The sequence below is a fragment of the Trichococcus sp. K1Tr genome, from assembly GCF_028309625.1.
Lineage (GTDB): Bacteria > Bacillota > Bacilli > Lactobacillales > Aerococcaceae > Trichococcus.
The window spans coordinates 613284-635774 of record NZ_JAQMHR010000001.1; the positions used below are offsets into that span (position 1 = coordinate 613284).

General features: G+C 46.5%; 22 protein-coding genes. All 22 read right to left on the reverse strand.

Translation table 11 applies throughout. The annotated features are described in order from the left end of the window. Positions 1-22 precede the first annotated feature (22 nt). On the reverse strand, positions 23-2803 hold the full coding sequence (ileS, locus tag PH235_RS02840; RefSeq protein WP_272160937.1) for an isoleucine--tRNA ligase: 2781 nt from the start codon (positions 2801-2803) through the stop codon (positions 23-25). A gap of 509 nt (positions 2804-3312) precedes the next feature. Beyond that, positions 3313-3975: a DivIVA domain-containing protein gene (locus PH235_RS02845; RefSeq protein WP_106450706.1), complete on the reverse strand. Its 663-nt coding sequence runs from the start codon at positions 3973-3975 to the stop codon at positions 3313-3315. Between the two features lie 29 nt (positions 3976-4004). Continuing rightward, on the reverse strand, positions 4005-4784 hold the full coding sequence (locus tag PH235_RS02850) for a YlmH family RNA-binding protein (RefSeq protein WP_272160938.1): 780 nt from the start codon (positions 4782-4784) through the stop codon (positions 4005-4007). Between the two features lie 39 nt (positions 4785-4823). Next, positions 4824-5111 carry a YggT family protein gene (locus PH235_RS02855; RefSeq protein ID WP_086628328.1) on the reverse strand — a complete coding sequence of 96 codons (288 nt, stop codon included), beginning with the start codon at positions 5109-5111 and terminating at the stop codon, positions 4824-4826. Positions 5112-5123: 12 nt separating this feature from the next. Next, entirely contained in the window at positions 5124-5597 is a 474-nt protein-coding gene (locus tag PH235_RS02860) for a cell division protein SepF (protein WP_272160939.1), read from the reverse strand. A gap of 23 nt (positions 5598-5620) precedes the next feature. Further along, positions 5621-6304: a YggS family pyridoxal phosphate-dependent enzyme gene (locus PH235_RS02865; RefSeq protein WP_106450703.1), complete on the reverse strand. Its 684-nt coding sequence runs from the start codon at positions 6302-6304 to the stop codon at positions 5621-5623. A gap of 2 nt (positions 6305-6306) precedes the next feature. Next, positions 6307-7596, reverse strand: a complete 1290-nt coding sequence (gene ftsZ, locus PH235_RS02870; protein WP_272160940.1) for a cell division protein FtsZ — start codon at positions 7594-7596, stop codon at positions 6307-6309. A gap of 45 nt (positions 7597-7641) precedes the next feature. After that, on the reverse strand, positions 7642-8958 hold the full coding sequence (gene ftsA, locus PH235_RS02875) for a cell division protein FtsA (RefSeq protein WP_272160941.1): 1317 nt from the start codon (positions 8956-8958) through the stop codon (positions 7642-7644). A 254-nt stretch (positions 8959-9212) separates the two neighbouring features. Beyond that, entirely contained in the window at positions 9213-10157 is a 945-nt protein-coding gene (locus PH235_RS02880; protein WP_272160942.1) for a cell division protein FtsQ/DivIB, read from the reverse strand. 18 nt (positions 10158-10175) lie between these two features. Continuing rightward, positions 10176-11276, reverse strand: coding sequence for an undecaprenyldiphospho-muramoylpentapeptide beta-N-acetylglucosaminyltransferase (gene murG, locus PH235_RS02885; RefSeq protein WP_272160943.1), 1101 nt, complete (start codon positions 11274-11276; stop codon positions 10176-10178). Positions 11277-11291: 15 nt separating this feature from the next. Then, positions 11292-12680, reverse strand: a complete 1389-nt coding sequence (murD, locus tag PH235_RS02890; protein WP_272160944.1) for a UDP-N-acetylmuramoyl-L-alanine--D-glutamate ligase — start codon at positions 12678-12680, stop codon at positions 11292-11294. A gap of 18 nt (positions 12681-12698) precedes the next feature. Further along, positions 12699-13664: a phospho-N-acetylmuramoyl-pentapeptide-transferase gene (gene mraY, locus PH235_RS02895; RefSeq protein ID WP_272160945.1), complete on the reverse strand. Its 966-nt coding sequence runs from the start codon at positions 13662-13664 to the stop codon at positions 12699-12701. 65 nt (positions 13665-13729) lie between these two features. After that, positions 13730-15889 carry a penicillin-binding protein gene (locus PH235_RS02900; protein WP_272160946.1) on the reverse strand — a complete coding sequence of 720 codons (2160 nt, stop codon included), beginning with the start codon at positions 15887-15889 and terminating at the stop codon, positions 13730-13732. Further along, positions 15886-16266, reverse strand: a complete 381-nt coding sequence (locus PH235_RS02905; RefSeq protein WP_272160947.1) for a septum formation initiator family protein — start codon at positions 16264-16266, stop codon at positions 15886-15888. The genes PH235_RS02900 and PH235_RS02905 overlap by 4 nt, the downstream gene beginning before the upstream one ends. An 86-nt stretch (positions 16267-16352) precedes the next feature. Next, positions 16353-17303 (reverse strand): 16S rRNA (cytosine(1402)-N(4))-methyltransferase RsmH, encoded by a 951-nt coding sequence (rsmH, locus tag PH235_RS02910; RefSeq protein ID WP_272160948.1) that lies wholly within the window; start codon positions 17301-17303, stop codon positions 16353-16355. An 8-nt stretch (positions 17304-17311) separates the two neighbouring features. Then, positions 17312-17743, reverse strand: coding sequence for a division/cell wall cluster transcriptional repressor MraZ (gene mraZ / locus PH235_RS02915; RefSeq protein ID WP_272160949.1), 432 nt, complete (start codon positions 17741-17743; stop codon positions 17312-17314). A gap of 256 nt (positions 17744-17999) precedes the next feature. Continuing rightward, positions 18000-19043: a glycosyltransferase gene (locus PH235_RS02920; protein WP_272160950.1), complete on the reverse strand. Its 1044-nt coding sequence runs from the start codon at positions 19041-19043 to the stop codon at positions 18000-18002. Between the two features lie 33 nt (positions 19044-19076). Then, the gene (locus tag PH235_RS02925) at positions 19077-19454 is read right to left on the reverse strand and encodes a DUF3397 family protein (RefSeq protein WP_272160951.1); all 378 of its coding nucleotides are present in this window, start codon (positions 19452-19454) and stop codon (positions 19077-19079) included. Positions 19455-19605: 151 nt separating this feature from the next. Next, positions 19606-19785: a 50S ribosomal protein L32 gene (gene rpmF / locus PH235_RS02930; RefSeq protein ID WP_086628343.1), complete on the reverse strand. Its 180-nt coding sequence runs from the start codon at positions 19783-19785 to the stop codon at positions 19606-19608. Between the two features lie 58 nt (positions 19786-19843). Continuing rightward, on the reverse strand, positions 19844-20401 hold the full coding sequence (locus PH235_RS02935; protein WP_272160952.1) for a YceD family protein: 558 nt from the start codon (positions 20399-20401) through the stop codon (positions 19844-19846). Positions 20402-20495: 94 nt separating this feature from the next. Next, positions 20496-21200 carry an aspartate/glutamate racemase family protein gene (locus tag PH235_RS02940; protein ID WP_272160953.1) on the reverse strand — a complete coding sequence of 235 codons (705 nt, stop codon included), beginning with the start codon at positions 21198-21200 and terminating at the stop codon, positions 20496-20498. Positions 21201-21241: 41 nt separating this feature from the next. Further along, entirely contained in the window at positions 21242-22459 is a 1218-nt protein-coding gene (locus PH235_RS02945; RefSeq protein ID WP_272160954.1) for a carboxylate--amine ligase, read from the reverse strand. Positions 22460-22491: the final 32 nt, after the last annotated feature.

Genomic DNA, 22491 nt, shown 5'->3' on the forward strand with positions numbered 1-22491 from the left:
ATTTTATTCAAGGCCGGGTGGGTTATGCTTCTTCCGGCACAAGTGCTTCCGGATATTCAGATCTCACAATATCCGCACAGCGTTCGCATAAGGATGTTGCGTCCGCGATTGTTCCGACCTCTGCTTTGATGGCACGGCATCTTTCACAAGTTTCCCCATGTGCGTGTTCCACCAGGATCGCAAGATTATCGAACTGCATCGCTTCAGCTGGAGCAGCCGCCAATTCTTTGATGTCAAGCTGTGAAACGATGAATAATTGTTCCAGGTTTGCATCAAGGGAAGTGAACAATGCTTTTGTATCTTCATCAACAAACAGGGACAGATGCGCTTCGAAAGATTTTCCGATCGTCTTTTCATTACGCGCAACTTCCAATGCTTTCAAAGCCGCATCGCGGATGTCCAGGAATTTTTCCCATTGGCCTAAAATCTCCGCTTGGTCTTCACGGACGCTGCTTTCCGGCAATTCAGCCAGTTGGGCGTATTGTTCCTCTTCCTTCAGGAAACTCCAGATTTCTTCTGTTGTGTGTGGGATGATCGGCGTCAAAAGTTTAGCCAATTTAACCAATACTTCGTAAAATACGGTCTGCATGGCGCGTCTCTCCAGGTTATCCTCTTTTTCGATATAGACAACATCTTTCGCAAAATCAAGATAGAATGCCGACAAATCAACTGTACAGAAGTTCATGATCGTTTGGTAGATGGTCGAGAACTCGTACTCCTTATAGGCTGTCACACATGTTTCAACGACTTGATCCAAGCGCGCCATCATGTACTGATCGACACTGCGCAGCTCTTCGTAGGCCACTGTATGTTCTTTCGGTTGGAAATCTTCCGTATTCCCGATCAGGAAACGCATGGTGTTGCGGATCTTGCGGTACGTTTCGGAAACTTGTTTCAGGATGTCGTCGCTGATTCTGACGTCGGATTCGTAGTCGACACTGGATACCCAGAGACGGACGATGTCTGCGCCCATGTTTTTGACGACTTTTTCCGGCAGGACAGTATTGCCCAATGATTTGCTCATTTTGCGGCCTTCTCCATCCAAAACAAAACCTTGGGAAAGGACTGTTTTATAAGGGGCTACTCCGTTGATCGCAACGCTGGTCGTAATGCTTGAATTGAACCAACCACGGTATTGATCGGAGCCTTCCAAGTACATATCAGCAGGGAATGTCAAATCTTCCCTTGCACGAAGCACCGCTTCATGCGAAGAACCGGAATCGAACCATACGTCCATGATGTCCATTTCCTTCGTAAATGTGCCGTTCGGGCTGCCTGGATGCGTGAACCCTTCAGGCAGCAGGTCTTTCGCTTCTCTTTCGAACCAGACGTTCGATCCGAATTCGCCAATCAATTTCGCAGCGTGGTCGATTGTTTCCGGCGTGATGACAGGTTCTCCATTTTCCGCATAGAAGATCGGCAACGGAACGCCCCACACACGCTGACGGGAAATTACCCAATCGCCGCGGTCGCGGATCATGTTGAACAAGCGGACTTTTCCAGATGGATGCAGCCACTCAACATTTTCGATTTCATCCAAAATGTCTTGACGGAACTTATCGATGGAAGCGAACCATTGCGGTGTTGCGCGATAGATGACCGGTTTCTTTGTGCGCCAGTCATGCGGATAGCTATGGACGAAGAAATCCAATTTCAGCAAAGCGCCTTTTTCAGCCAACAATTCGGTTATAAGTTTATTGGCTTTGTCGTAGAACACGCCTTCGAAACCTGGCGCTTCCGCCGTGTAGCAACCTTTGTTGTCGATCGGTGATAATACTTCCAGACCATATTTTTTGCTGACCAGGTAGTCATCCTCACCGTGTCCAGGAGCAGTATGAACCAAACCGGTACCTGCTTCAAGCGTTACGTGCTCACCTACCATGATCAGTGATTCGCGATCGTAGAACGGATGCTGGACAGTCATGTACTCCAACTCCGAGCCTTTCAGTTCTTGCAAGATTTCCACAGATTCCCATCCGATGGCTTCCTTGACTGTGCCCAACAGTTCTTTTGCGACAACAAATTTTCTTCCGTCAGCGGAAACAACCACATATTCGAAATCAGCATTAACGGAAATGCCTAAGTTTGCCGGCAAAGTCCACGGCGTAGTCGTCCAGATGACGAGTGCAGTGTCATTATCCAACAGGCCTTTGCCGTCTTTGACCTGGAAAGCCACATAGATGGAAGCAGACTTCACATCTTTATATTCGATTTCGGCTTCCGCCAGAGAAGATTCGCTTGAAGGCGACCAATAGATCGGCTTCAGTCCTTTATAGATGTAGCCTTTTTCCGCCATTTTTCCGAACACGCGGATTTCGGCTTCTTCATATTTCGGCAACAAGGTCACGTATGGATTTTCCCAGTCGCCTGCGATACCCAAACGTTTGAAGACGGTTCTTTGACCTTCGATCTGATTCCAAGCATAATCTTCACATAATTTACGGAAATCGGCCAAGCTCATCGCTTTGCGGTTCACGCCTGTATTCGTTAAGGCTTGTTCAATCGGCAGACCATGCGTATCCCAACCCGGGACAAAAGGGGATCGGAACCCGGACATGGATTTCGAGCGGACGATGATGTCCTTGCTGATTTTGTTCAAGGCGTGTCCCATGTGGACAGCACCATTGGCATATGGAGGGCCATCGTGTAGGACAAATGTCGGTTTATCCGCATTTTTTTCTTGTCGTTTGGCATAAATATCTTTTTCTTCCCAATCCTTTTGCCATTCCAATTCACGGACAGGCAGGTTGGCTTTCATAGGAAAAGCCGTTTTCCCCAGGTGCAGCGTTTCTTTCATTTTCATTGTCGGAAGCTCCCTTATCATTAATTTTATTTGAGAAAAGCTGAACGGGTTTGTTCAGCCCTGAAAGAATTTTAGGAAATCGTGCCGACTGAGCATCGTAGAGCGCAATAGGTACGATTTATCTAAATTCCGAAGGGCTTACCCGTGAAGCTAGCCATCATTCATGGATGCATAAAACATTTACAAATCTGTGAAACACCTACGGTGATGCACTTTTTAAATTAAAAATTTTTATGAACTACTTTATGCATACAAAAAAAGACCCGTCTCCAAAAGGGACGAAGTCTTCGTGGTACCACCCAAATTTAAAGCGACAACGGCCGGAACAGGCTGTCATGCTTCCTCATTCAAACCGTTAACGCTGTTCAGGCGACCTTTTTTACTTATGTTTGTTCAAAAAGATTCTCATGGAGGATCCTTAAAATAGAGGGACTTATTGGCCTTTCACCATTCGCCAATTCGCTGGAAGTTTCTTTTTTTCGGGTGTTCCATTCTTCAATATCTAGATTTTACTTGTTTTCTTCCGGAATTTCAATAGCTTCCACAGCAGCTTCCGCAAGTTTCTCTTCAGCTCTGGCTTCTTCGGCCAATCTTCCGCCGATTTCGAATTCAGCCGCATCCTCAGAGTTGGCGACCAATTCGTCGATGATGCGTGTGCGGTTGGATAACACTTCATTCAAAGTTGGCGTTGAAACTTGACCTTCCGGAGAAGCATTCAACAAGTTATTCCATTCATCATTCATGATGAGGTTCAATTGCGACTCAACCAAAAGTTGCAGCTTCTGTTTGAAGTTGCGGCTTTCCTTGCGGACGCCGTCAGTCTCTTCATTGATTTTTGTCGCTTTCCCAGCCGCTTCATGCAATAAACGATCCGCACTCTTTTCGGCTTCGAACAGAATGATTTCAGCTTCTTTGCGTGCATTTTCTTTCAGTCTGTCGGCAGCGTCCTGCGCCACTACGATCGACTTGTTCAAAGCATCCTGCAGGTTGCTGAAATACTGAAGTTTTTCTTCGGCAAATTTCAGTTGCTTTTGCAGGTCTTTATTTTGTTTGATGACTTCTTCAAATTCTTTTGTGACATTATCCAAAAAGTCATTGACTTGTTCTTTATCGTACCCTTTTATTTTGACAGGGAATTCCTTGTGTTGAATATCTAATGGAGTCAAGCTCATCTTATACACACCTTTCGTTCTTGTCATTCTTATTTGTACAATACGCCAAATTCGACGCGCCATTTGTCTTTCTTGGACTTTCCTTCTATAGCCTTAATCTGGATCCGTCCATAACCGCGGATGGAAACGATGTCCAACAAGCCCAATTCGAAATCGGGGCGTTCAAATGCGGCCCAGTTCAATTTCACTTTTCCGCTGGTCACCAATTCTTTTGCGCGTTGTCTCGATATGTTGTAGATGGCAGCGATCACTGTGTCCAACCGCAGCGAGCTGACAGTGTCATGCACAATCGTCCAATCATCGATAGGTATGATCAAATCAGTATAGGACCGGCTCTCTAAGCGGACACTGACCTTGCCTATCTTAGTGACCTGCGAATGCACATAGCTTGCTATATTCGACGCCAACAGAAACTGCCAGCGTGTGCCATCAGACAGGATATCGCCGAAAAGCTCCCTTTTCATGCCGGTTCCGATCAGCGTCCCCAGTATTTTACCATGGGTCAGACTGGCAAATTTCGATGGGTACACTACTTCAGTGAGCTCCATTTCAAAATCACTTTGCGTCGGACTGAAATACTCGGGGCAAATGATTGCCCGCTTGCGCTCCGCCGCTTCGTAACCCCCATAGAATTGGACATGGATGTCTCCTTTTTTCCCGACCATCATTTCAAGGATGTACTGCTGTCTCGGATCCAGAAAATCCGTCAAATACGGTGAATAGGTTTCCTCCGCTTGCGTAATCCAAGATTGAGCACTGTCAATGAATGGCTGCTCTTCCTTGCGGAAATGTTGATAAACTTCTTGCATACGAATCCCTCACTTTTTCGTTTGATGAAAAAATGTCCGTCAATTCAGCAATCTGATCAGGAACAGGATAACGACCTGTGCTCCATACTCCACCAAATTCAGGAACAGGATGCCCGCCACTACACTGAAGCTCATCATGCCTACAGATGGGATCAATCTTCTGAATATATCCAGGTAAGGCTCCACAATGCTGGAGATAAAATAGCCGAATTTGGAACTTCTTGCACCCGGCAACCAACTCATCAATGCGTATACCAGCAGGACGGTTGAATAGGCCGATATGCCCCAACGGATAATCTGTAAAAGCCAAATCAATATTTGTGTCATTTTGTTTCCTTTCTAGTAGAACGAACGCTCTTCCTCCAGTGTTTCGTCCAGTGCGCCTTCGACTCCGACTGAAGCGGGGGTGCATAAAAAGATTTCATCGCCAACGCGTTGGATTTCTCCCCCGATCGCATATACCGTTCCGGTCAGAAAATCCACGATCCGTTTTGCTTGTTCCGCATCTATCCTTTTGAAATTAAGTAGGACTGCTTGGTTCATCAGCAGATTATCGGCAATCTTCTCCACCTCGGAATAGACTCGCGGCTCCACGACATGGATGCTGGCTTTTTCGGTCATTGCTTGTTGATTCATAGGAATTACCTTTGCTTTCGTCGATCTTTTTTGGGTGCTCCGATAAGACGGAGCCCCTTCTTCATTGCGCTCGGACCTGCGGACTGGAACGACTGTCGATGGTTCCTCGACTTCCTCAAATCCGTCTTCCTCGTCTTCAATGACAAAGTACTTTCGGAATAAATCTTTCAGACCCATAAGACCCCTCGCTTCTTCTTCGTCTATGCTTCTGTTTCAGCAAAGAACGCCGATCCGACGCGTACGAAGGTCGCACCTTCGGCAATCGCTACCGGATAATCTTGGCTCATGCCCATGCTCGTCTCCGTACATGGAGCATAAGGCAAGTTCAACGCCGCTACTTGCTCTTGCATTATTTTCAGATCTTTAAAGCATTGACGCAACTCCACGTCTGTCGCATCAATGGGTGCCATCGTCATCAATCCGACAACGATGATATTCGGAAAACTTTCCAGACTCTGGATGAAAGGCACTGCCTCGGATGCGGAAAGCCCATGTTTTGAACTTTCACCTGTAACGTTGACCTGCACGAAGCAAGAAACAGGCTTCTCCGCCCGCTCATTGATTTCCTTTGCCAATGAGGGACGATCCAATGCGTGGAAATAGGCGATGCGATTGATCACCTGCTTCACTTTCCTTGTCTGTAAGGTACCGATGTAATGCCAGCTGATATCTTCTTGCGGAAGAGCTTCCTGCTTTTCGAGCAGACCTTCAAGGCGATTTTCTGCAAAGTGGCGGTAGCCCAAGCGGTACAATTCCTCCACTTGCTCTGCAGGTTTCGTCTTCGTGACGGCGATGACCGTCACATCTTCGCGTTTGCGTCCAGCTTTCAAGCAGGCTGCTTCCACAGTTGACTCCACTTTCCGGCAATTTTGCTCAATATTCATTCTTATCTGCGTCTCTTGCGGAAGAAAGGTGGTGTATCCAATGAATCCTCTCCACCGTTTTTATCTTCTTTATTTTCGTGATAACGTGGATAATTATTTTCTGTTTGTTTGACAGGGTATTCTTCTGGCTCAGGTTGAACCGATTGGGGCGCCTGTTCTCTTACGTTTGTGTCTCTGCGGATATCCCAGTCGCCGAATAGGTCTTTGGCTGGTTTTTCTTCTGCTCTTTCAGTCGGAATTTGTTTCTCCGGGTACGAGACAGGTGCGTTCCCTACTTCTTTACGCCCCTTAAAAGCACTGCCTCCGCGATTAGCGGTTTTTTTTTCATCTTTTTTTTTGTCGTCGATCCCTGTAGCGATTACTGTAACGATAACTTCGTCGCCCAAGTTTTCATTGATGGAAGTACCGAAGATGATGTTCACTTCGGATGATGAAGCTTGTGCTACGATATCACTTGCATCTTGTGCTTCGAACAACGTCAAGTCTGAACCACCCGTGATGTTCAACAAAATCTGCTCGGCGCCATCGATGGAAACTTCCAACAATGGGGAAGAGATAGCTTTTTTGGTTGCTTCTGCAGTACGGTTTTCACCTGAAGCGATACCGATACCCATCAAAGCAGAACCTTGATCTTTCATGACGGTCTTCACATCAGCAAAGTCCAAGTTGACATATCCTGGAGCTGTGATCAAGTCTGAGATCCCTTGAACGCCTTGACGCAATACATTATCGGCTTCACGGAAGGCTTCCAGCATAGGCGTCTTTTTGTCGACGATTTCCAACAGACGGTTATTTGAGATGATGACCAATGTATCAACGTTTGCTTTTAAATCAGCGATACCTTCTGCAGCATAACGGCCTCTTTTAGGCCCTTCAAAAGTGAACGGACGTGTCACAACACCGACAGTCAACGCGCCAAGATCTTTAGCGATTCTGGCTACGATAGGGGCTGCACCAGTACCTGTACCGCCGCCCATTCCGCATGTGACAAAAATCATGTCTGCTCCAGCCAAGGCTTCAGAGATTTGTTGTTCGCTCTCTTCCGCAGCTTTGCGGCCTACTTCTGGAACTGAGCCTGCGCCCAATCCTTTCGTCAATTTAGGCCCGAGTTGGATTCTTGTTTCCGCACTTGATGCATTCAAGGCTTGTGTGTCCGTATTGGCCACGATGAATTCAACACCTTTAACGCCTTCTTCGATCATACGGTTAACGGCATTGCTCCCTGCCCCACCGACACCGATAACTTTAATTTTTGCTCCATCACTCATGCTTGAATCGAATTCCAATTCCATTTCATTTCCTCCTATTTCATACCATTCTTTTTATGTTCAGCGTAATTATTCAAACAGATTATTGAACCAACGTTTTAATTTCCCGACTAAGCTTTCTTCGTAATGATCCTCATCGGCATAAGTCTCATTTTCATAGACAGGTTCTTCGATGATTGTCGGTTGTTTCGCAGCTTTCGATTGCAAAGGGATCACTTTGCCTGTCGCCTGTACTTTTCCTTTGGCGACACGGTAAATGTCATCCAGACCCGCCACATACTTGATCAGGCCGATGCTCGTTGCATAGATCGGATTGCGCATCCCCATCTGCTCCGGAATATACAGCTTGACGTTGATTTCAAAGATTTCTTTCGCCAAATCGACGACGCCAGGCAATGCCGCTGCGCCTCCTGTCAGAACGATACCGCCGGGTAGGTCGCGGGCTTCCACTTTATCCAAGGCACGTTTGATGTTTTCGAAGATCTGCACAAGGCGCGCTTCGATGATTTCGGCCAGATATTTTTCATCCACTTTCACTGGTTCTTCTTTCCCGATCGTTTCGACAGGGAAAAATTCTTCAGCGGACGTGTCTTCGGAAATGGCATAACCGTATTCGCGTTTTACGCGCTCCGCATTTTCCAACGTCGTGTTCAAGATGACGGAGATGTCCTTGGTCACAAGGTCGCCGCCCTCGGGATCAACAAATGAAAATTTCAATTGATCGTCGTGCATGACAGAGGCGCTTGTTTGGCCGCCACCCATGTCGATAAGGATGGTCCCGAAATCCCGCTCGCCCTTATTCATGGCTACGCTTGAGATGGCCAATGGCTGTACAACCATATCTTCGATTTGAAGGCCTGCTTTTTCTACACAACGTTTGATGTTATGGATGATTGTTTTCGGACCGGTGATCATGCTTGCGTACAATTCAAGACGGACGCCGATCATGCCTCTCGGGTCCCTGATGCCGTCGAACCCATCTACGATGAACTCTTCAGGGATGACGGAAATGATTTCTCTTTCTGGTGGAACGGAACGGACTTTTGCGGCAGCAAAGACGTTTTGCACATCCTTGTCTGTGATTTCCTTGTTTTCGCTTGCGACTGCATACATCCCGTGGCAAGGTTCGATACTGATTTGATTGCTTGGTATGCCTACGATGACGTTTGATATTTGAATATTCGCTTTTCTTTCAGCTTGACTGACTGCACTGCGGATTGACTCGACCGTTTCATCGATATCAACGATGACGCCACGGCTAAGACCTTTGGAAATTTCATTACCGACTCCAATAATGTTCATTTGATCTTTCACATATTCTGCGACTACAACTTTTATTGAAGTGGTTCCAATATCTAGACTGACGTATATTCCTGAATTCTTCATGGTTTTATTGAAACCTCCGTTTGACATAATGGCTTGTGTAAACATCCGCATTGTTCCGAAAAAAATTGTCGGTTACTGATACGTGATGCCAGAAAGCTATACCTTATCATTTTATCATAATAATTCTTCATTTACGAAGATTTTTACAAATAATTCTATCAGAAGGAAGTCTGACAAAAGTTCTTCAATCCCTCAACAATGATCGGAATCATTGTTCAAGGATTGACTGCAAGTCAATCCTAATCTCTTTCAGCTCATTCGGCTGGAGTGGCGGAATCTGCCGAAGCGGACGCTTCCTCTTCCGTTGTTTGCGCAAAGGGCGTAAAGTAGACACCCACCTCAAGATCGATGGTCCCTTTCGTCTCGCCCAATTGGCTCACGATGTCAGGGTAGTATAAGATCTTCTCGGCAAAGGATGGCAAGATCGCCTTCACTTCATTCCCATCGTTCATATAGACCGTGATCGCGTATGGATTTTCTTCCGTTCCGGTATATTTGATTTCAGAGATGCTGTTCTGGACACTGTCCGTCAATTGCATATATTGTTCGAGCAGGTCCTCCAGATTCTGGTTCATTTCAAAGCTTGTGATGATCGGGTTATTCCCGATCGGAACCTTCAATTCCGTGTCTGCCACTGTACCGTTCTCCAGGACATTATAATAGCTGCCGCCCGAATAAACATAGGCAATGGTTTCGTGTTCCGTCACATGGATCGTGACATCGTTCATGCCGCGCAACGTCACTTCCGCTGTTTTGACTTGGGACAAAGTATTAGTGATGTAAGCATCGATCTTTTCGTCATTCCAGACGACTCCCAAGGCGGTCAGTTTCCCGGTGATGTGGCTGGCATCGATGATGCTTTGTTCCGGAACATCTTCGGCCCCTTCCACATAGATGTCCTTGACTTTACCGTAGGGGGAAATCAGAAAACTGCTGACGATGGCCCCAACCAAGAAAATGCTGTACCAGCCAAGGTACCCTTGTCTTTTGCCGGTTTTCGCGGTTTCGGAAAGGTTTTTTCTTGGTTTCAACTTCGCTTTTTTCTCTTCCAACAAACGATGCAGGCGGCCGATTATTGTGACCTTCTGCTTTATCTGCGCCTTTTTTTGCCTTTCCGATTCAGCAGTCGCGCGCTGCCAGGGAGTCCCTTCCGACGAACTCTTACTTTTCAGCTTCTGCCGGATTTTTCCGAAAACCATCTGGCCTCCCTCCCTTTCTCACTTTTTCAAAGCCAGGATAACATCGATGATCCGGTCTGATGCATCCGTTATGCCCATCTGTTTGGCTTGGAAAGCCATTTCTTTGCGTCCCGTTTCATCGGTCATCAGCTTGTCGATGGCGTCAAACAAGGATTGTGCCTGCAGATCCTTCTCGAGGATCATTTCGGCTGCCCCGTTCTTCACTAGGCTTTCCGCATTTTTTTGCTGATGGTTGTTCGTGACATAAGGACTCGGGATCAGGATACTCGGCAAGCCCAAAGCCATCACTTCCGTCAATGTCGTCGCACCGCTGCGCGATACAATCAAGTCGGTACGCTTGAACAATTTCGGCATGTCGTGGATGTACGGCAAAATACGGACGTTGTCCAAACGGTCAGTCACCGCGTTGATTTCTTGCTCCACCGCATTGAAGTGGACATCTCCGGTAGCCAGCAGCACTTGATACGGCTTGTCTTTGAAGAGCGGATAGGCGGCTACGAAAGATTCATTCAGCTTCCTGGCTCCCCGGCTGCCTCCAAAAATCAAAACGGTCGGCACGTCTTCCTTCAATCCGTATTCCTTCAGATCGGCACTTTCCTTCAAGGAGGCTACTTCCTGCGCCCTTGGATTCCCCGTGAAAACAATCTTCTCTGGATAGGCGGAGAAATCACTGCGGGCATCCTCAAAACAAATGCAGATGCGGTCCACAACTCTGCTCAAAAATTTATTGGTGACGCCTGCGACTGAATTTTGCTCATGGATGATGGTAGGCACGCCCAGTTTGGAGGCGGCATACAGGACGGGGGCGCAAACATAGCCACCCGTCCCGATGACGACATCCGGTTGGAATGCCTTGATGATTTTCTTCGAGTCCGAAATGCTCTTGATCATCAGGTAGACCGTCTTCAGGTTCTGAAGCGATAAACTCCGGCGCAGCCCTTGGATCTTGACGGATTTGAAGGCCACTCCAGCCTTCGGTACGATTGTGCTTTCCAAACCGCGATCCGTTCCCACGTAAAGGAATTCGCTGTCCGGATATTTTTCTTTGATTCGGTTCATCAGGGCTAACGCCGGGTAGATATGCCCGCCTGTTCCCCCACCAGATAATACTATTTTCATAAGTACATAGGTTCTCTAGAAAGAACCTTCCTCCTCACTCGTGGCTTTGACCAAGGAATGGACAGCATCCGTGAATGTTTTGCCGCGCACTTCAAAATTTTTGTACTGATCCCAGCTCGCGCAAGCCGGTGACAACAGGATCGTGTCGCCTTCTTCGCTGTACTGGTAACTGATCGGAACCGCACTGGCGACATGATCCGTCACGACGATTTCTTTGATGCCGGCTTGCTCGCCTGCATCCTTCAATTTTTCGGCAGTTTCCCCGAAGACGATCAACGTCTTCACATTTCCAAGAAAGGGAACGAGCTCTTCGAAGGTATTCCCACGGTCCAATCCTCCCGCCAACAGGATGATCGGCGTCCGGAAGCTGCTCAGAGCTGTTTTGGTTGCGAGAATATTCGTTGCTTTAGAGTCATTGTAGAATTTTCTTCCGTTGAGCTCGGCTACGAATTGGATCCGGTGCTCGACGCCATAAAAGAGATGGAAGGCTGATACGATAGCCTCATTCCCTACACCGGACAGTTTCGCTACAGCGATCGCAGCCAGTGCATTTTCGATGTTGTGTTCGCCAGGAACCCTCAAATCGGAAATAGCCATCACTTTTTCGCCCTTGAAATACAGCGAACCTTCTGATGCATAGGCGCCATCTTCGAGAACTTGCGTGCGTGAAAAAGGAATGATTTGCGCTTTTGAAAGCTGCGACATTTTACGCAATTCGGCTTGATCCCAATTCAAAACAAGATAATCATCCGCGGTTTGATTCTCGGTTATGCGCCACTTCGCTTTTACGTATTCCTTGCGGTCCCCATGATAATCCAGATGGGCTTCCGTGATGTTCGTGATGACGGCGATGGCAGGCCGCATCGCTTCGATACCCACCAATTGGAAGCTGGACAACTCCATCACGACATCGTCGTCTGCAGTCGCCACACGCGCCACTGCAGATGCAGGCACGCCGATGTTGCCGGCTTTATAGGCTTTTCCTATTTTTCTGCCCGCATTCAACAGGTCAGTGATCATCGTCGTAGTCGTGGTCTTTCCGTTCGTACCTGTCACACCGATCAGGCGGCCTTCGAGGATTTCCGCTGCCAACTCGACCTCTGTCAACACGGGGATTCCCAATTCAAGGGCACGTTTGACCATCGGATTGTTGTAAGGGATGCCCGGGTTCTTGACCATGAATGAGAAAGATTCATCCAGCAGCTCGATCGGATGGGATCCAGCGATCACTTTGATGCCGGATGAAATCAACTCCTTCGCATCCGGATTGTCGTTCAATTCCTTTGCGTCATTGACTGTGACCATTGCGCCGAGTTCCAGGAGCAGTTTGGCCGCATTCATCCCGCTGAGCGCCAAGCCCAGCACCAATACTTTTTTGTTTTCGAATCGATTATTTGTTTTCATGTCTTTTTCTCCTTTCGCTTAGACAAGCAGCCACAAGGCTAAGATTGCAGAAACCAGACCGACAGCCCAGAAAGTCAGGACGACGCGCCATTCGCTCCACCCGCTCATTTCGAAATGATGATGGATCGGCGACATCTTGAAGATGCGTTTGCCGCGCAATTTGAAGGAGCCTACCTGCAGCATGACGCTGGCTGTTTCGATGACGAAAACAAGGCCGATCAGCAACAAGGACCATTCCAGATGTAACGCCAGCGAAACGACGGCGAGTCCTGCACCCAATGCCAACGAGCCGACGTCGCCCATAAAGATCTTAGCTGGTTTTTTATTGAAAAAGAAGAAACCGATCAGGCCGCCCACGATCGCAATACAAAACAGCAATACTTCCAGTTGTCCTTGGCGGTATGCCAATATGCCGTAAGCGGTATAGGCGATGCCTGCTGTGCCGGCAACCAATCCGTCCAAGCCATCGGTCAGATTCACAGCGTTCGAAAAACCTGTGATCCAGACGATCGTAAATACAGCGAACACCAACCAGTTGTGGATCTGTCCAAAGAATGGGATCGTGATCAAAGGATCCGAACCCGACAAGAAGAACAGTGCGACGAAGACGAAGGACCCCACCAATTGCGAAATGAACTTCTGCTTGGAAGTCAGCCCTTCGTTTTGTTTTTTGAATATTTTCAGGAAATCATCCAAAAAGCCGATTGCTGCAAAAAACAACAGCACGAACAGCAACATAGCCAGTTTTACGGTGAGGACATCCTTCCAGATCGCTGTGCCGATAACGGTAAGGATCGCAGCGATGATGAAGACGACCCCTCCCATCGTCGGTGTGCCGCTTTTGACTTGATGCCATTTCGGGCCTTCTTCCCTTGTGATCTGTCCGAATTGTTTCACTTTAAAATAGCCGATGAAAATTGGCATCATGCTGATTGTAATGGCAAAGCTGATCGATAAAGGCAACAGCATTTCTGTCCAATGCATATGATTTCCTCCTAATAGGTGTTTAACATTTTTTGATTGATTTTATGAGTGTTGCTTCTGAACGCTTACTCCAGAATGATCTGGACTTCCGTGGCAGCGTTCAGGATGGAGCCCGTCTCCAGACTCTGGAACACGACATAGCCTTCGCCTTCAAAAGTGAAGTTTATGCCTGCGATTTCTGACACTTTCAGGACATCGTCTTTTGACCAGCCGTAAACATCAGGCATCGTCATCGCACCTTCCGTCATGAGGATCGCCTTCTGGTTCGTGATTGTTTGTGTTCCGGCGTATGGATATTGTTGGACGATCCGGCTGCCGCTGCCGATGATCGCTGTATCATTATAGCCGACAGCAGTCAGTGCCGCCAAAGCCTCATCCTTGGATAAAGTTGTCACTTCAGGCATCGAGGCCTGATTAACGTCCCCGGTCACTTCCGTGTTCAGATTGTCATACTCGATTGCCCTTGTCATGAATGGATTGAATATTTCCGACAGATATTTGGAACCATTCAAACTGTCCAAGTTGGCGGGCCGTTTCATGGTCAAATACAGGATGTAGCTGGGATCATCAGCCGGAGCGAATCCGACTACCGAATACAGATAATTGGAGTAGCCAGTGTAATATGCGCCTGTTGTGGAATTCACCACTTCCGCCGTACCCGTTTTGGCAGCGATCTCTGTCCCTTCAATCTTGTAAGCCTGCCCGGATCCATTCTCGTTGTAGACGACTTCTTTCAGGTAGGTCAGGACCGTCTGGGCGGTTTCCGCCTTGATCGGGGATCCGACTTCTTCCGGTTCGTTAACGGTGACCTCGCCCGTATTCGGATCTTCTGTGCGATCCAGATAATTCAGCTTCATCATGGTGCCATCATTTGCGATTGCCGTAAATGCTTGCATCAATTGGAAAGGCGTAACGGTTACCCCTTGTCCGAATGCCGTATTCGCCTTTTCCAGCGGATACGTATAGCTGTAATTCCCAGTTGCTTCATTTTCCAGTCCTGAATCGGTTGATTGGCCGATGCCGAAAGCTTTCATATAGGACTCCCAAACGTCGTAACCCATCGTTTGCACCAGTTTCACGAAGGCCACGTTGCTTGAACGGGCCAATCCCTCGAGATAGGTGATATTTCCCCAACCATCCTTATTGTAGTCACGGATGGTTCCGCCTTCCACTTCCACACTGCCGGAGGTGTATGTCGCAAACGGGCTGAATACCCCCTCGTTCACGGCTGCCGCCAAAGTCAAAATTTTGAAAGTGGAACCCGGTTCGTAGGTATCCTCCACCAACAGATTCTGCCATTGCGAATCGATGCCATCTTTGGTCGTGGCGTTGAAGGTGGGCCGCTGGGAAGCCGCAAGGATCGCACCGGTGTCCGGATCGACCAACATAGCTGTCATCGATTCCGGTTCGGCCTCTGCGTACACTTGCGACATCAGGCTTTCGAGATAAATCTGCAGGCGACTGTCGAGCGTCAGATAAAGATTGTCGCCTTCCACAGGCTCCTTTCCCTGAATCTGCGTTCCTGGAATCAGATAGCCATTGGAATCTTCTTGATAGGTGACTTCACCATCGCTGCCATCCAGTTGATTATCGTACAGGGATTCTATCCCCATCATGCCGACCAATTTCTTTTCTTCGTTTGTGTCCGCTTCTTCTTCGTTGGCTGAACTTTGCGCAAAGCCGACAAGATGGGAAGCAAAAATCCCGTTCGGATAAAGCCTGGAAGGTGTTTCCTCGAACGTGATACCCGGAAGGCCTTCCGCTTCAATGCTGGATTTGGTCGCATAATTCAGGTTCGTTCCTGCGCTTCCGAATTCGACCTGCTTCAAGTCCTCTTGGTTCAGGATGGTCAGAATCTCTTCTTTGCTCATGCTGATGTATTGCGCCAGCGCTTCGGCTGTTTTTTCCTTGTCGACGATATGATTCGGATTTTCTGTATCTTCACTCCATTCATCGGTCAAAACGGCCACCAACGAATAAGAAGTAGCATCCAAGGCAATGGGATTACCACCTATGTCATAGATGGTACCTCTTTTTGCGGCAAGGATACTACTTCTGGTATATAAGTTATTAACATGCTCGCTTAGATTCTCGCCATTTACCTTCTTGGTGATCATGATCATAGAAAAACGAAAAATAAATACAAGAAATAGTAAACCTGTCAAACCAACCATGATGCGAGTCATTTTTTTTCGGTTTTTCTGAGGATTAGCTGTTTTTTTCATCGCGTAACATTCCTAACGTTTGCTTCATTCATTTCCAGACCAAGTTCTTTTGCTATCTCGATGATGCGGTCGTATCTTGAAAGCTCTTGGACTTCCTGCTCCAAGTTTTGATTCTCTAAACCGATCGCAACGCTATCATTTTGTAAGTCCTGTAACGCTCTGTTCTGATTGGAGAGGGTCACTTGTGTAGCCAGTGACAGCAGCAATACGACCAATGCGCTGAACAGCGTGATGGTGATGGCAAATTTTTCAAGTTTAACATATTTATCTCTAACGACCTTGTAGCCTTTCGGTTCAGGCTGGCCTTTTTTAGGTTCCGTCAGTTGTTTCGGCAGCGTCGGTTCTGCTATCGCCGCCCTATATTCAGGTAATGCCACTTAATCCTCTCCTTCCCGCAATAAACTGTGCAGCTCAGGCACAATTTATTGTTTCCGACTGTTGATCTTCAGTTACAAATCTGCTGTTATTTCTTGGTTCTTTCGATGACACGCAATTTTGCACTTTGAGAACGCGAATTTTCACTTAATTCCGCCTCGTTGGGCATGATTGGTTTGCGGCTGATCAACTTGTAGTCCGCCTCATATTCCTCGGGTAGAATGGGCAACAGCGGCAAGGTTTCTTCTTTCGAGCTGGCTTCTTTGAACAGGACTTTAACGATTCGGTCCTCCAAGGATTGGAAGGAAATGACGCTCATGCGCCCTCCGACGTTCAGCATCTTCAAGCCATCTTCTATCGAATCTTCAATAGCGGATAATTCATCGTTGACAGCGATGCGCAAAGCTTGGAAAATGCGCTTAGCTGGATGACCGCCTTTTCTTCTGGCAGGTGCAGGGATGCAGTCTTTGATGATTTCGACCAGTTCGCCGGTCGTCTCGATCGGTTGGGTTTCCCTGATTTTTTCGATTTTGCGGGCAATCTGTTTTGAAAATTTTTCTTCGCCATAACGATAAAAAATCTTCACTAATTCACCAAAAGGCCACTCATTCACAATGACGCGGGCCGTCAATTCCTGTTCTTGGTCCATGCGCATGTCGAGTGGTGCATCATAGCGGTAACTGAACCCTCTTTCAGCTTGGTCCAATTGCGGGGAAGACACTCCCAAATCGTACAGGATGCCGTCTACGCCAAAAACACCGCGGTCTTCCAGTTCTTCTTTGATATTCCGAAAATTGGCTTTGATGAGTGTCACCATGCCTTTTTCGATATAAGTCGCCAACGTTGCTTCAGCATTTTCGATGGCGATACGGTCTTGGTCAAAGGCATACAGATGCCCATTTTCATTTAATTTTGATAAAATCACGCTGCTGTGTCCGGCACCACCTAAAGTGCAATCGACATAGATGCCATCTGGTTTGATGTTCAAACCATCGATGGACTCTTTTAACAACACGCTATAATGTTCAAATTTTTCCATTTTTACACCTACAATCCAAAGTCGATCATCGTTTCAGCAATATCTTCGAAGTTTTCGGCAGCCTCATCAGCAAATTCTTCCCACTTCTCGTTGCTCCATATTTCAATACGGTCGGCTACTCCGACAATACGACATTCTTTTTCAATTTTCGCATAATCCAATAATGTTTGAGGGATATTGATGCGCCCTTGTTTATCCAATTCAGCTTCCATAGCGGCTGAATAGAAGAAACGGGTAAAAGCACGCGCATCTTTTTTGGCAAGGGGCAGCTGTTTCAATTTCTCTTGAAGCAGCTCCCATTGGCTTAACGGATAGCCGAACAAACAGCCGTCCAAACCACGGGTGATGATGAACGTATCGCCTAATTCCTCACGAAATTTTGCGGGCATGATCAATCTGCCTTTAGTATCTATATTGTGTTTGAATTCGCCCATCAACATAAAGACACTCGCCCCCACCTTCAAATATGTTTTCAGTCTACCACATCCCCCCACTTTCTACCACATTTTCCCGAACAATTCATAAAAAAAACAAATTGATTTCGACAAATAATCGAAATCAATTTGTTTTCAGTTATCATCTATCATTTTGCGTGGCGCAAGGATGGGACATCACAAGCGCAACGCGGATAAAGCTTGCTCAGGACCAGCCGGTTTCGACAAATTTCTCGAAAGTGGGGATTTATCCCACAAAAAATTATTTTGTGCCCGGAACCGATATTTCCCCATTATCCGCCTTATGCAACTGGATGGCAGTTTCGTAAGCACTCCTCAATTCCGAACCGATGTAGCTGAGGTCCTTCTGACGTATGCGATCCTGGCCGGCAGCCTTCAAAGAAGGCAGGTCACCTTCCAGGATGCCGCTGATCAACCTTCGGAAATCGTCATTCGTTTTGCCTTTGTAGACGTGCTTGCCATCGACCAGATCATCTTCATAAATCGGTATATCCCGGATTAGAATCTCCTGCCCCATGGCAAGAGCCTCCAGAAGGACGATTCCTTCCGTTTCTTCGTAGGTTGGGAAGAAAAACAGATCAGCACCGCAGTATGCATTCCGGAGCTCATCAGGAGCCACATAACCGGCAAATTGCAGATTGGGCAATTTTGTCTCCACCGCTTCACGGATTTCCCGCGGAACTTGATGGAGGTTCAAGTACCCGAACCAGATGAACTGGTAAGCAGGCATCGATTTGGCCAATGCGACAAAATCAATGATCCCTTTCCGTTTGATGTAAAGTCCGACAGACATGACGACCTTGTCTGTTGCTTTATATCCATATTTCTGTCGGAAGGACGCGCCCATTTCCGCGGTCGCTTGGTAAAACGACAAATCGATTCCGTTCGAAATCGGTATGATCGGTTGTTGCAACCCCGCCCGCTGCAGCAATTGTTTGGAATAAGGGGTTGGCGTCAAAACAACATCCCCATGGCTGTAGCAGTGCAGAATCCACTTACTGAAAAGCGGTGCAGCCGCATTGGAGAAGATAAAAGAATTCTGGAAGTCCTCCTTTGTGGAGTGGGCATGATAAACGATCGGTTTCCCCTGCTTTTTGACTTTATGCAGCAGACGATAAGATTGCCCGAAGTAGGTATTGATGTGCATCAGATCAAAATCATCTCTGTAATCTGTCGTAAAAGATATCCCTTCCAGTGTGAGAGCTTTTTTCTGGTGCTCGATGGCTCTGCCTAAACCGGATTTCCCGATGTATTTCATGCCTTCAGAGTACAATAATACTTTCATGTTTTCGTGCCACCTCATTCTTCAATTTTCGGACTATCCCCTTACAAGGAAATAAATGCGCAACAGCACCAACATGTAATAAGAAAGCAGTGCCATCAAAAACAGTATTTTTATGAAATAACGATAGAACCTCTTCGGCTGATGGATCTTTTTGCGTTTGTCGAAATACAGCGTCTGCAGCAGACCCACGACGCAAGCCGCCAGCAGAAAGTGCGGCAAGAGTGAATAAGTCAAACTGTAGACACTCAGCAGATGGATGCCTACGAACAAAAAAGGCAACACAACATCCGCAACCGTCACTTGGATAATTTGTTTGTATCTGAGATACGGCCTAAAAAATTTATTGATCAGAATGATTTCTAAAATCGGAAAAACATACAACAGAATTTCAAAATAGTGGAAGTTTTGCATCCCAACGCTCCTTAACAAAAATATGGCGTATATGCCCGCATACATACATTTTACATCATTCCGGAAAATTATGCCTCCTTGAAAAATGAGAACAAAAAAAGCCAGCAGAAAATTCATTCTGCTGACTGGAATTGCGGATGGTATTTCAGGATTAGCTTTGTTTTTCGATAACTACTTCTCCGTCATAGTGACCGCATGATGCACAAACGTGGTGGCTCTTTTTCAATTCGCCACAGTTAGGGCATGCGTTCAAGCCTGGAATTGATAACTTGAAGTGCGTACGTCTTTTTGCTTTTCTTGCTTTAGATGTTCTTCTTTTAGGTACTGCCATTTCCTTACACCTCCCTGTACTAATCGCTGTATTTAGTTAAAAATCAGCGGCAAAAATTTCACTCTGTTTTTTCTTCGTCTTCTAACAGGGCCTTCAGACCAGCTAATCGCGGATCGATCTGGTCGGCTTTTTCCTCTTGTCTCTTTCTTGCGAAAGATTCTTCGGAAACAACTTCCCATTCAGCGCCACTAGGCATGTCCTCAGACTCCATCTCTTCCGGCGTGAATACTTGTAGAGGCAGATTCAGCAGAATGTTGTCCTCGATAGCGGAGACCAGATTCACTTCATCACCTTCAAGCGGCAACACGACTTCCGCAGGATTGTCCTGCTCGAGGTAGAGCGATTCACTCTCAGTGTACACTTCTTCGATTGCTAATTGCAAGGGTACCTCAACTAATTCCAACGACCTTGACGAAGGCAGGGTAATCGTTAAATCGATTCGGAAATTGGCAAGCACAGAATGATTTTCGTATAATAAGAAACCTTCCGCCTTAATCGGCGACACTGCTTTGATTTCATTATTTCTTTGCATCAATGAACTTTCCCGGTCTATCATCCGAGAGAAATAGTACGGTTCACCACGATGTTCTTGTAATTCTTTTAATGGCCACTTCATTTCCATCACCCCTAAAATAACAAATTGAATTATACTAGTGAAAAAAAAGTTTGTCAATGTATTTTCCTTTACATCAAAAAAGGAAAACGTTTTTTTACGCTTTTAATTCTTTGGCCAACGCGATTGTTTTGTCCAAAAGCACCTTTTCCGCGTCGACGATCGGATAGCGCTGTTCTTCATCTTCGCTGTTCATCAATGAAACTTCCGTGCAACCCAACAGCACAATGTCCGCACCGCAATTTTTGAAATCTTCCAAAATTTCGTAATACAAAGGGAAAAATAAATGCGATCTCTCTTTGATGTAATAATAAATCATTTTATTGATTTTGTCTTGTAATGCTCTGTCCGGCAATACCACTTGGTAACCTTTCTCAACAAGCCGATTTTCGTAGATGCGGCTCTGATGCGTTCCCTCTGTGGCAAATAATCCGACTTTTTTTGCGCCCTCATAGTGTTCCGCAATATAGTCGACCGTAAGATCGATCATATTCAGAATCGGAATATCCGTTTCTTTTTGAATATCATCGAAGAAATAATGGATAGTATTGCAGGGCATGATGATGAATTCTGGCTTAAGAAGATTCAACATATGAACATCTTCTATCACGGCTTCCACCGGATTCGGTTTGGTCGGATCCAAAATATATTCCGTACGGTCGGGAATATCAGCGTGATTCATCAGAATGTAATTGAAATAATCCTGGTCGTTTTCGGGGAAATGACGCTTGTTCATTTCAACGAGAAAATTGGTCGTCGCCAGCGTTCCCATTCCTCCAAGAATACCAAAAAATTTTTTCATACTTTCTCATCCCTCGTTTCCCGTTTGTTTCTTTTTTCAGCTCATTCCTCTGGCGGATGCTCTCTGAATTTTTTGTAATAATTGAATTTGGAAGCCAGCACATAGAATTTTCTTTTTGGGCTGACTTCAAAAGGCGCATCCAAAGGGTGCACTACTTTCCCATCTTTGTACAGCTCTTTTACTTTTTTCCGCAACACATCGGACTTGACATACTTCAGCAAAAGATTCTTTGGTGTCATAGTGAACAAGACTTCATTCGTGTTGATCGTGACACCAAGTTTTTTCTTGGCTATGTAATCTTCAATATAGTATTTCGCAACATTATTCCCGCTGGCGGTGACATAATAGTTGCTGACGCCCAGACGCCCGTTCAATTCAAAGAAAACATAATCATCTTTGCGCTCATCGTACTTCACGTCAAAATTGGAGAAACCATAAAACTCGGTTTCCGCAATCAGTTTTTGAACGGAAGCAACAATCTTCTGCTCTTCCCTTGCCCAAATCGTCAAGTGATTTCCGATGGCAGATGGCGTATGGTCTTCCAAGAGGATATGGCCGAACGAAATCAGCTTGATTTCCTTATCCCTTGGCGAGGTGTAGACCGTCACGACACCAAGATAGGTGTCATCGCCGGGTACGTACTCCTGCAGGATCAGGTTGTCTGTGTAGCCGTTGTCGCGCACTAAATGGTAGATGCGTTCAAGATCTTTTTCATCCCGTCCAATGAAGACTTTTTCTTTGCCTTCAAAATGCAGCCCCTGGTACAAGATGGCGTTCGAAGGCTTGATGATGATCGGAAATTCAAACGGCAAGTCCAGTGAAAATGCATCCATGACGACAGTCTTCGGATAAGGAACACTCACTTTTTCACAGATGGCATAAAAACTTTCCTTATTGGTAGCCTGCAGGAATACATCTTCATCCACATACGGAATGATCCAATCATCACTGAAGCGGTCCTTCGTTCGGATCAACAGTTCTGCATAGCGATCGTCTGCCCCGAAGATGATTTTTTTCATATTCGGATAGTCACGGCCGATTTGTTGAATGGTCTCAAAAAAATGATCCAGGTCATCGATTCCCGGTTGGATGTAATGCTTGATGATGCGGGAATTGCCGATAGGGCCTATGATCATCGGGCTGATGAGGTTCGTTTTAACTTGGTACGCTTCATAGAAAGCTCTCGCCAAACTATAGGCTCCTCTGTTCCCCCCTACGATTACGGGAACGAAACTGACGGAGTTGGCTTCTTCGCTCATTTGATTGTCCTCCTTAGTGCCTAGAACCGAAC